General features: G+C 73.3%; 9 protein-coding genes. 7 read left to right on the top strand and 2 right to left on the bottom strand.

What is annotated here, in order from left to right; translation table 11 throughout:
• Positions 1-2 precede the first annotated feature (2 nt).
• Positions 3-206, top strand: a complete 204-nt coding sequence (locus tag NMK44_RS32525; RefSeq protein ID WP_254749856.1) for an MbtH family protein — start codon at positions 3-5, stop codon at positions 204-206.
• Positions 203-1,744, top strand: coding sequence for a DHA2 family efflux MFS transporter permease subunit (locus tag NMK44_RS32520; RefSeq protein ID WP_254749854.1), 1,542 nt, complete (start codon positions 203-205; stop codon positions 1,742-1,744). The genes NMK44_RS32525 and NMK44_RS32520 overlap by 4 nt, the downstream gene beginning before the upstream one ends.
• Positions 1,745-1,803: 59 nt before the next feature.
• Here the strand turns inward: NMK44_RS32520 and fes are convergent, their stop codons facing one another.
• Positions 1,804-3,042: an enterochelin esterase gene (gene fes / locus NMK44_RS32515; RefSeq protein ID WP_254749852.1), complete on the bottom strand. Its 1,239-nt coding sequence runs from the start codon at positions 3,040-3,042 to the stop codon at positions 1,804-1,806.
• Between the two features lie 80 nt (positions 3,043-3,122).
• Complete coding sequence (gene fhuB / locus NMK44_RS32510) at positions 3,123-5,420, bottom strand: Fe(3+)-hydroxamate ABC transporter permease FhuB (protein WP_254749850.1); 2,298 nt, start codon at positions 5,418-5,420, stop codon at positions 3,123-3,125.
• Positions 5,421-5,529: 109 nt separating this feature from the next.
• On the opposite strand from fhuB, the gene NMK44_RS32505 reads away from it, so the two are divergent.
• The 5 genes from NMK44_RS32505 to NMK44_RS32485 all read left to right on the top strand — a co-directional run bounded on the left by NMK44_RS32505 (position 5,530) and on the right by NMK44_RS32485 (position 10,197).
• Complete coding sequence (locus NMK44_RS32505) at positions 5,530-6,384, top strand: 2,3-dihydro-2,3-dihydroxybenzoate dehydrogenase (RefSeq protein WP_254749848.1); 855 nt, start codon at positions 5,530-5,532, stop codon at positions 6,382-6,384.
• A gap of 93 nt (positions 6,385-6,477) precedes the next feature.
• On the top strand, positions 6,478-7,683 hold the full coding sequence (gene dhbC, locus NMK44_RS32500) for an isochorismate synthase DhbC (protein ID WP_254749846.1): 1,206 nt from the start codon (positions 6,478-6,480) through the stop codon (positions 7,681-7,683).
• On the top strand, positions 7,680-9,311 hold the full coding sequence (locus NMK44_RS32495) for a (2,3-dihydroxybenzoyl)adenylate synthase (protein WP_254749844.1): 1,632 nt from the start codon (positions 7,680-7,682) through the stop codon (positions 9,309-9,311). Before dhbC ends, NMK44_RS32495 begins: the two co-directional genes overlap by 4 nt.
• Positions 9,312-9,328: 17 nt before the next feature.
• Positions 9,329-9,961, top strand: coding sequence for an isochorismatase family protein (locus NMK44_RS32490; RefSeq protein WP_254749842.1), 633 nt, complete (start codon positions 9,329-9,331; stop codon positions 9,959-9,961).
• A gap of 5 nt (positions 9,962-9,966) precedes the next feature.
• Positions 9,967-10,197, top strand: a complete 231-nt coding sequence (locus NMK44_RS32485) for a phosphopantetheine-binding protein (protein WP_254749840.1) — start codon at positions 9,967-9,969, stop codon at positions 10,195-10,197.
• The last annotated feature ends 118 nt before the right edge of the window (positions 10,198-10,315 follow it).

The following is a 10,315-nucleotide window of genomic DNA, read 5'->3' as shown; positions in this document are numbered from 1 at the left end:
CGATGGCCGCGAACAACGACGCATCCGTGAACCCCTTCGACGCGGACGGCGAGTTCCTCGTCCTGGTCAACGAACGGCGGCAGCACTCGCTGTGGCCGCTGTTCGCGGACGTGCCCGCCGGGTGGTCCACCGCCCACGGGCCGTGTCTGCGCCAGGAAGCCCTGGACTGGGTCACCGAGCACGACGCGGGAGTGCTCTCCCGATGAGCACACCGGCTCCCCGGGGCGGCTTCCTGCCCGTGCCGCGCGTACGCCCCCGTGTCGCGGTGGTCCTGGTGTACGTGGCCGCGATGTGCATGAACGGCCTGGACTCGACCATCGTCAACCCGGCCCTCTACACCATCGCCGAGGACTACGGACAGCCCGTCTCGGCGGCCAACACCGTCGAGACGGCGTTCCTCGTCGCCCTGGCGCTCGCGCTGCCGGTGGCCGGGTGGCTCGGCGACCGCTTCGGCACCAAGCGGGTGTTCCTGTCCGCGCTGGCCGTCTTCACCGCCGCGTCCGCCGTCTGCGGGACGGCCGGGAGCCTCCCGGTGCTCGTCGCGGCGCGCGGTGTCCAGGGACTGGCCGGCGGACTGCTCACCCCGGTGGGCATGACCCTGCTGTTCCGCGCGTTCGCCCTGCATGAGCGGGTGAAGCTGTCGAAGGTGCTGATCGTGCCGACGGCGCTGATGCCCGCGCTGGGCCCGCCGCTGGGCGGTCTGCTGACCGAACACCTCTCCTGGCACTGGCTGTTCTTCGTCAACGTGCCCATCGGGGTGCTCGCGGTGCTGCTCGGCGTCGTCGGCCTGCGGGAACAGGTCGAGGGCACGTCCGGGCCGTTCGACCGCACCGGCTTCCTGCTCGCCACCCCCGCCCTCGGCCTGCTGACCTACGCGCTGGGCTTCGGCCCGGCGCACGGCTGGACCCGGCCCCCGGTCGTGCTGTGCGCGGTGCTCGGCGTGGCGCTCGCGGTGGCGACCGTGCTCCACCAGCGCCGCGCGCGGTCACCGCTGCTGGCGCTGTCCCTGCTGGGCGACCGGAGCTACGGTGCCGCCTCGGTGCTCGCCGCGCTGACCGCGGCCGGGCTGATGGGTGTGCTCTTCGTGGTCCCGCTGCTGTTCCAGGCATCGCTGGGCGGATCAGCCCTGGACGCCGGACTCAGTGTGTTCCCCGAGGCGCTCGGGCTGATGCTGGCCTCCCGGGTCGTGGACCTGCTGCTGCCGCGTCTGGGTCCGCGGCTGCTGACCGCCTCGACGCTCCTGTTGGCGGCGGCGGTGTTCGCCGCCCTCGCCGTACCGGGGACGGCGGAGAGCGTATGGGCCGTGCGGGGGCTGATGTTCCTGATCGGTCTGGTGTTGGGCACGGCCGTGCTCACCGTGCAGCTCGCCGGGTTCGAGACCATCGCGCCACCGCAGATGGGCCAGGCGATGGGGCTCTTCCAGATCGTCCGGACCCTCGGCGGCGCACTGGGCATCGCGGTGTGCGCCGCGGTGGTCGGCGGCGGGGCACATGACCCCGGCGCGGAGATGGACGCCGGGCCGTTCCGTACCGCCGTCGGTGTCACCGCCGCCCTGGTGGCGCTGGCCGCCCCGTGTGCCCTCCGGCTGCCCAAGGAGCCGCCCCAGCCGCCCCCGTTCGACGAGCCGCCGGGGGAGGGCCAGGACACATCAGCCGAGAGCACACCGGCCGAGGGCCAGGGTCCGGCCGGCGGGGACGACGGACCGTCCGGGGGAGCGGACGACCGGGCCGGGACCCGCGCCTGAACCCCTCCCCACACACACCGACGGGCCCTTCCGATGACCGGAGGGGCCCCGTCGCCGTCTCAGGCCCTCTCCTCGGGCCCCCCGGTGAGCAGCCCGGCCAGTCCGTCGGCCAGCCCACCGCGCCAACAGGCGTAGTCATGACCGCCGTTGAACTCCCGGTACCGCACGTCATAGCCACGCGCGCGCAGCACATTGCGCAGCCGCCGGTTCTCGGCGAGCAGCATCCACTCCTGCGCGCCCACCTCCAGCCACAGCCTGACCGGCCGCCGCTCGCCGGTGGCGTACTGCCGGGTGAGCCACTCCGGCCCCCGGTCCCCGTCGTCGTCGGGCCACCAGAACGACCCCGACTGCGACAGCGCGAGACCGAACCGGTCCGGGCGGCGGTACGCGGCGAAGGCCGCCGTAAGACCTCCGGCGCTCTGCCCCGCGACCACGGTCCGCTCCGGACGCGGATCGGCCCCGAACTCCCGCCACGCCCACGGCAGCAGGACATCGGCCAGCCAGTCCACGAACCCCTCGCTGCAGGCCAGATCATCCATCCGTCGTCCCATGGTGTCCACGAGCAGGGCGACGGTGGGCGGCAGCGCCCCGTCGGCGGCCATCCGGTCCAGCATCCCGCCCGCGTCCAGCACCGGGCCCCACATCTCACCGTCCAGCAGCACCGCGACAGCACGGGAAGCTCCCGGGGACACCTCACCGGGCGGCAGGTGGACGGTGATCCGGCGCCCGCCAACCTCCCGTTCCAGGGTCGTCCCCCGGGGCACGGGCCCCGCGGCGACGGCGTACGGCTGCGCGGGTGCGCTGGGCAGCGCCAGCACCGAGGCGGGAGACCGGCCGTCGCGGGAGGGCAGTGCGGGGGAGAGGCACAGCGGATCGGGTACCGCCCGGTCCAGGGCGCCGCGCCACGACGCCCGGTCGGTCCGCAGGATCTCCGCACGGGACCCGTGGCCGGGGAGGAACTGGTACGAGGCCCGGTGGTCCGCGCGCAGCCGGTGGCTGAGCGCCCACACCGAGGTGTCGGCCACGCGGTGCATCAGATGCGGTGTCAGGTCCCCGGCGTGCCGGTCCCGGTCGGTGATGGTGTGCAGCAGGAGGAGGACGTCCGTGGCGGGCCGCTCCGCGGCGTCCCGCCAGACGAAGGTGACCAGCCGATGTGCGGGGTCCCCCTGGGAGTCGGGCTCCACCAGGGGGGTGCCGTCCGTCCGGGCACGGTGCCAGAACTCCTCCTCGGCGCCCGGTCTTCCGCCGCGCAGCCCGTCGATGAGGGCGCGCAGCGCGGGGCTGCGGACAGCGGTCACGTCACGTCTGCCTTTCGTCGGTGGATCGGTGGTCGGTGATGGGTGGCGCTGCGCGGGTGCCACCGTGGTCCGGTCGTGTGTCAGAGCCGGGCGGCGGAGGTGCGGTTGAGCAGGACCCACAGGAGGAAGGGGCCGCCCAGTACGGTGGTCACCACGCCCACCGGCAGTTCGGTGCCGGAGAAGGCGATCCGCCCCAGGGCGTCGGCCGCCACCACCAGCACCGCGCCGGTCAGCGCGGAGGCCAGGACGGGGACCCGCTGGGGGCCCGTGAGCCGGGAGGCGATCACGGGGGCGGCCAGGGCCACGAAGGCCACCGGTCCGCAGATGCCGACCGCGAGCCCGGCCGATGCCACGGCCAGTGCCATGCACACCGCGCGGGTGCGGCCCGGATGTGCGCCGAGGGACGCGGAGGTGGCGTCGTCGAAGCGCAGCACCGCCAGGTGGCGAGCGGCGGCCAGCGACGCGGGGAGGAGGACGGCGAGCCCGATCAGGACGGGCACCGCGACCGAGTAGCCGCGCCCGTTGAGGCTTCCGGAGGTCCACACGTACAGCGAGCTGGCGGAGTTGAGCGAACGGCGGGAGAGCACGACCTGGGTGATGGCCGAGGCGAGGGCCGACATCGCCAGACCGGTGACCAGGACGCGGTAGCCGCGCTGTCCCAGCCCGCCGGAGACGGCGGTGACCGCGAGCACGGCGACCATGGCCCCCAGCGGTCCCGCCCACCACGCGCCGAACGTGCCGGTGGGGCTGAGGGCGACCGACAGCAGCACGGCGGCGGTGGCACCGTCGTTCACCCCGAGCAGTTCGGGAGTGGCGAGCCGGTTGCGGGCCAGGGTCTGGGTCAGACACCCCGCCAATCCGAGCGCGGCCCCGGCGGTCATTCCGGCGACGATCCGGCCGAGCCGGAACTTCTGCACCAGCAGCACGTCGAACCGGTCCCCCTGGCCGAACACGGCGCGGAAGGTGCGGGTCACCCCCATACCGCTCTGGCCCGCGTACGCCGAGAACACCACGGCGGTGACCGTCAGTGCGGCGAGTGCGAGCACGGCGAGCGCGGGTCTGCGGTGGACCAGCAGGGAGACGGCGCCGCGCCGCAGCACCGCGGTACCGGCGCCGAGTCCGGGGCGTGTCCGGTCCCCCGGCCGCGTCCGGTGCTTGAGTCGCGGCAGGCGCACCGGGAGCGTGCGGCGGCCGGACCCGGTGGTGCCGTCGTCCCCCGCCGGGTCGGTCATGCCCATCTCGGTCAGCCGCCGCGAGCGGACCACACCGATGAGGACCGGGGCGCCGATGAGGGCGACGATCACCGAGACCGGTGCCTCGAACGGCCGGGAGACCACCCGGGCCGCGATGTCCGCGGTGGTGAGGACCCCGGCTCCGATGAGTCCGGCCAGGACGGTCCGGGTGGCGAGCCGGGCTCCGGCGATCGCGCGGGACAGGAATCCGGCCAGCAGTCCGAGGAAGGAGATCGGCCCGGCCAGGGCCACCGCCCCGGCCGTCAGGAGGGTGACGGACACCGCCACCACGGTGCGGATCACCGAGGGCCGGTGTCCGAGGCCGCGGGCGAGGTCGTCACCGAGCGCCAGGGCGGACAGCGGCCGGGTGACCAGCAGCGCGATGAGGAAACCTACGGCGAGGACGGGCCAGAGGGGCTTGAGTTCGCCGTATCCCTCCACCCCGGCCAGTGAGCCGAGAACCCAGAAGCGGAATTGGTCGTAGGTCTCGGCGGAGTTGACGACGATGACATTGGTGAGCCCGCCGAAGGTGGCGCCCAGGGCGGAACCGGCGAGCACCAGCCGCATGGGGGAGCCTCCGCGACCCCGTCCGGCGATCAGGAGCACCAGTCCGCTGGCGATCACCGCTCCGGCGAAGGCGCAGCCGACCGCGGCGAATCCGGAATCCAGTCCCAGCAGGGCTATCCCGGCCACGACGCCGAGCGACGCACCGGCGTTGACCCCGAGCAGCCCGGTCTCGGCGAGCGGATTGCGGGTCACGGCCTGGAGCATGCACCCGGCGACCCCGAGGGCCGCGCCCACGAGCACCGCGGTCAGGGTGCGGGGGATCCGCAGATCGCCGATGACCAGCGCCAGCCGGGAGTCCGCACGGGCGCCGTGACGATTCAGCAGGTAGTCGAGGGCTTGGCCCGGACCGGTGTCCCCGGCGCCCACGCTCATGGAGACGGCGCACAGCAGCAGGAGGGCGACGGTGAAACCGGCGACGGTGAGCACGGTGACACGCCGCGACGGACCGGCCGAGAGTCGGCGCTTGCTTCCGGCCACTGCCGGATCACCGCTCCCATGGCCGATGGCGGTGGTCAACGCCCCTGCGTCCGCGACCTGGTGGGTGGCGGGTTGCGTGGTATCCGTCTGCTGCGGCTGCATAAAGTGAGGTTAGCCTAACCAAAATAAAACCTGTGCCGGGCGTGTGGGTGGAATGGTCCACCCTGGCTTGATTAGGTTAGCCTTGCCTTAACGAGACGGGGGGTCCTTCGTGCCCGAACACATACCTGGCGCCCATGCGCCGCTCGCCGGACGCAGAGCCCTGGTCACCGGAGCCGGCCAGGGCATCGGCGCGGCCGTCGCCTGTGCGCTGGCCGCCGACGGCGCCCATGTGGCGGCGACCGACCGCGCGGTCGACGGTGTCCGGGCGCTGGCCGCCGCCCATGGCGGACCGTCCGGTGAAGTGGCGGCGCCCGCCGGGGAGTCGGCGCCGGTGTCCCCGGCGGCCGGCGGTGCGATCACGCCCTACGCCATGGACGTCACCGACCGCGCCGCGGTGGACGCCGTCGTCGAGACCGTCGAGACCCGGCACGGCCCGCTGGACATACTGGTCAACGTCGCGGGTGTGCTCCGCCCCGGATCCGCCGCACAACTGGCGGACGAGGACTGGGAGGCCACCTTCGCCGTCAATGCCACCGGCGTCCTGCACACCTCCCGCGCCGTGGCCTCCCGTATGGCCGCCCGCGGAACCGGTTCCATCGTCACCGTCGGTTCCAACGCCGCGGGCATCCCCCGCACCGGGATGGCCGCCTACGCCGCCTCCAAGGCGGCGGCCACCATGTACACCAAGTGCCTCGGGCTCGAACTCGCCCGCAGCGGCGTGCGGTGCAATGTGGTCGCCCCGGGCTCCACCGACACCGCGATGCAACGCGCGCTGTGGCAGGACACCGAGGCTCCGCGCCGCGTCATCGACGGCGACCCGGCCACCTACCGGACCGGAATCCCGCTCGGCCGGATCGCCGACCCGTCGGACATCGCCGAGGCCGTGCTCTTCCTCGCCTCGGACCGCGCCCGCCACATCACCATGCAGGAGCTGTACGTCGACGGCGGCGCCACCCTCCGCTGACCCCTCCGCGTCACCCCGCACCACTCTCACCCGCACACCCCCACCCCCGCGCGTCCGCGCCGTGAACCGGACGCGCGAGAAACGGAGCCACACGTGTCGGCCTCACCCGAAGTCGCCGCGCCCAGCACCCTGGCCGAACCGGCCCACCCCGCCGTAGGCGCGGCCACCGGGCTGCTCAACTCCTACACCCCAGGAGCCCGCTTCCTCTCCACCCCGACCCGCACCCTGCTCGGCGAGGGCGTTCACAGCGAGGTGCCGCACGACGAGAGACCCCTGCCCCTGAGAGTGGCCGGGACCCTCGCCGCCGCCCGCGCCGCGGGCCACCCCGACCCCGTGGTCATCGGAGCCGTCCCCTTCGACCAGAACGCGCCCGCCGCCCTCGCCGTACCGGACCGACTGGACACCGCGCCGCCGCTCACCGCCGATCCGCTGATCGCCCTGCCCGCGGACGCGCCCGATCTGCTCGACCTGGACATCCGTCAGGTGCCCGCCCCCGAGGCGTACGGAGCCTCCGTCGCCGCCGCGGTCGAGCGCATGTGGCGGGGCGAGTTCAGCAAGGTCGTCCTCGCCCGCACGCTGGAGCTCGACAGCCCGGCGCCGCTGGACACCCCCGCGATGCTCCAGCGCCTTGCCCGCCGCGACCCCTCCGGATACACCTTCGCCCTCCCCGTCGCCCCGGACCGCACCCTGCTCGGTGCCAGCCCGGAACTGCTGGTGTCCCGGCACGGCAACCGCGTCGTCGCCAATCCGCTGGCCGGGTCCGTCCCCCGCAGCGACGACCTCGCCGAGGATGTCCGGCGGGCCGCGGCCCTGCTGAAGTCCGCCAAGGACCTGTACGAGCACGCCGTGGTGGTCAGCGCCGTTCACGAGGCGCTGGCCCGCCACTGCACCGATATGACGGTCCCGGCCACCCCCACCCTGGTGCGCACCGCGGCGATGTGGCACCTGTCCACCACCGTCACCGGCACGCTCGCCGCCCCGGACACCTCGGCCCTCGAACTGGCCTGCGCCCTCCACCCGACCCCGGCCGTCTGCGGCACTCCGACGGACACCGCCCGCCGGGTCATCCGGGAGAGCGAACCCTTCGACCGCGGCTTCTTCACCGGCATCGTCGGCTGGGGCAACGCCGACGGCGACGGCGAATGGGTGGTGACCATCCGGTGCGCCGAGGCGGAGCGCAACTCCCTGCGCCTGTACGCCGGGGCGGGTGTCGTCGCCGCCTCCGAACCCGAGGCCGAGACCGCCGAGACCGCCGCCAAGTTCCGCACCTTCCTCAGCGCCGTGGGAGCACAGCTGTGAGCGGTTCACAGGCCCCCGTATGGCCCGCAGCGTTCGCCGAGCGCTACCGCTCCGCCGGACACTGGCGTGGCGAGACCTTCGGCCGGATGCTGCGTGACCGCGCCACCGCCCACCCCGGGCGGACCGCGATCGTCGACCCCGCCTCCGACCGCCGCTGGTCCTACGGGGAACTCGACGACCGCGCCGACCGGCTCGCCGCCGGGCTGGTGGCCCGCGGGATCGCCAAGGGCGACCGGGTCGTCGTACAACTGCCGAACATCGCGGAGTTCTTCGAGGTCGTCTTCGCCCTCTTCCGCATCGGGGCGCTGCCGGTGTTCGCGCTCCCGGCGCACCGCGAGACCGAGATCCGCTACTTTTGCGAGTTCACCGAGGCCACCGCGTACGTCATCGCGGGCGAACACGGCGGCTACGATTACCGCGAGCTGGCCACCGCGGTGCGCGCGAAGGTCCCCGGGCTGCGCCACGTCTTCGTCGCGGGCCCCGACGCGGGGGAGTTCGAGCCGCTGGACGCGGTGCCCGCCGAACCCGTGGAGCTGGCCGAACCCGCCCCGGACGACCTGGCCTTCCTCCAGCTCTCCGGCGGCAGCACCGGCGTGCCCAAACTGATCCCGCGCACCCATGACGACTACCTCTACTCGGTGCGGGGCTCCAACGAGATCTGCGCGGTGGACGAGCACAGCGTCTACCTCTGTGTGCTGCCCGCCGCCCACAACTTCCCGCTCTCCTCGCCCGGTACGCTCGGCGCGCTGTACGCGGGCGGCACCGTGGTGCTGTGCCCGCAGCCCGGCCCCGAGGTTGCCTTCCCGCTGATCGAACGGGAGCGCGTCACCCTCACGGGTCTGGTGCCGCCGCTCGCCCTGCTGTGGACCGAGGCCGCGGCCGACAGCGGCCACGATCTCAGCAGCCTCCAGGTGCTGCTGGTCGGCGGCGCCAAGTTCAGCGAGCAGGCCGCCCGCCGGGTCCGCCCGGCCCTCGGCTGCACCCTCCAGCAGGTCTTCGGGATGGCGGAGGGACTGGTCAACTACACCCGCCTGGACGACCCCGAAGAGGTCATCGTCACCACCCAGGGCCGCCCGATCTCACCGGACGACGAGATCCGGGTCGTGGACGACGAGGACGAGGACCTCCCGGTGGGCGCCACCGGTCATCTGCTGACCCGCGGCCCGTACACCATCCGCGGCTACTGGAACGCCCCCGAGCACAACGCCCGCTCGTTCACCGCCGACGGCTTCTACCGCACCGGCGACATCGTCCGGCTCACCCCCACCGGCCATCTGGTCGTGGAGGGCCGGGCCAAGGACCAGATCAACCGGGGCGGTGAGAAGATCGCCGCCGAGGAGGTCGAGAACCACATCCTCGCCCACCCCTCGGTCCATGACGCCAACGTGGTGGGCGAACCCGACCCCTACCTCGGCGAACGCACCTGCGCCTACGTCATCCTGCGGACCGGCGCCGAGCGGCTGAAACCGGTCGCCATCAAGCGGTTCGTCCGCGAGCGCGGACTGGCCGGGTACAAGGTCCCCGACCGCGTCGAGTTCGTGGAGTCGTTCCCGCAGACCGGCGTCGGCAAGATCTCCAAGAAACACCTGCGGTCCGCCGCCGCGCACACCGTCCCCACCCAGCCGTGAACGGAGCACATCGCCCCATGGCCCTGCCCGCCATCACCCCGTACCCCATGCCGGTGGCCGACGAGCTGCCGCAGAACCGGGTCGACTGGAAGGTCGACCCCTCGCGGGCCGTGCTCCTCGTGCACGACCTCCAGAACTACTTCCTGACCGCCTACGACGTCCAGGCGCCGCCGATCCCCGAACTGCTGGCCAATATCAGCGCGTTGAAGGCCCGTGCCGCCGCTCTCGGTATCCCCGTGCTCTACACCGCCCAGCCGGGCGGGCAGTCACCCGAGGAGCGCGGTCTGCAGCAGGACTTCTGGGGGCCGGGACTGCCCGCTGACCCGCGGGCCGAGGCCATCGTCGACGCGGTCGCGCCGGGCCCCGGGGACACCGTGGTCACCAAATGGAAGTACAGCGGATTCGTCCGTACCGACCTCGAGGAACAGCTCCGCGCGCTCGGCCGGGACCAGCTCGTCATCACCGGCGTCTATGCCCACATCGGGGTGCTGATGACCGCGTGCGACGCCTGGATGCGTGACATCCAGGCCTTCGTGGTGGCCGACGCCGTGGCCGACTTCTCCGCCGATGAGCACGCCATGGCCCTGCGCTGGGCCGCGGGCCGCTGCGCCGTCGTGACCACCACCGCCACCGTCCTGGAAGGGATCTGACCACCATGGCGCTCACCCTGACGCAGATGCGCAGCGATATCGCCGATGTGCTCGGCGAGGATCCCGAGGACATCCCCGACGACGAGAACCTCGTCGACTACGGCCTGGACTCCGTACGGCTGATGTCCCTGGTGGGCCGCTGGCGCAAGGAACACGGTCTCGACATCGCGGTGGCCGATCTGGCGGAGCGCCCGGCCGTCGAGCAGTGGGCGGCACTGCTCGACGTCACCGTCTGAGCCGAATCCGGCGCGCTCGTCCGGCCAACGGGGGCCGGCCGCGTACCGACGCGGCCGGCCCCCGCTCAGGTCACCCCACCCGCGGGGGGCCCGCCGGGCGGCGGCCCCGGGGGCGCCG

The organism is Streptomyces cucumeris (assembly GCF_024295805.1).
Classification (GTDB): domain Bacteria; phylum Actinomycetota; class Actinomycetes; order Streptomycetales; family Streptomycetaceae; genus Streptomyces; species Streptomyces cucumeris.
This window is presented reverse-complemented; position numbering and strand designations above follow the sequence as displayed.

Bases quoted from the DNA above. Each gene is read 5' to 3' on its own strand.
- fhuB (WP_254749850.1), bottom strand. From the start codon at position 5,420: ATGCAGCCGCAGCAGACGGATACCACGCAACCCGCCACCCACCAGGTC.
- NMK44_RS32490 (WP_254749842.1), top strand. From the start codon at position 9,329: ATGGCCCTGCCCGCCATCACCCCGTACCCCATGCCGGTGGCCGACGAG.
- NMK44_RS32485 (WP_254749840.1), top strand. From the start codon at position 9,967: ATGGCGCTCACCCTGACGCAGATGCGCAGCGATATCGCCGATGTGCTC.
- NMK44_RS32520 (WP_254749854.1), top strand. From the start codon at position 203: ATGAGCACACCGGCTCCCCGGGGCGGCTTCCTGCCCGTGCCGCGCGTA.
- NMK44_RS32525 (WP_254749856.1), top strand. From the start codon at position 3: ATGGCCGCGAACAACGACGCATCCGTGAACCCCTTCGACGCGGACGGC.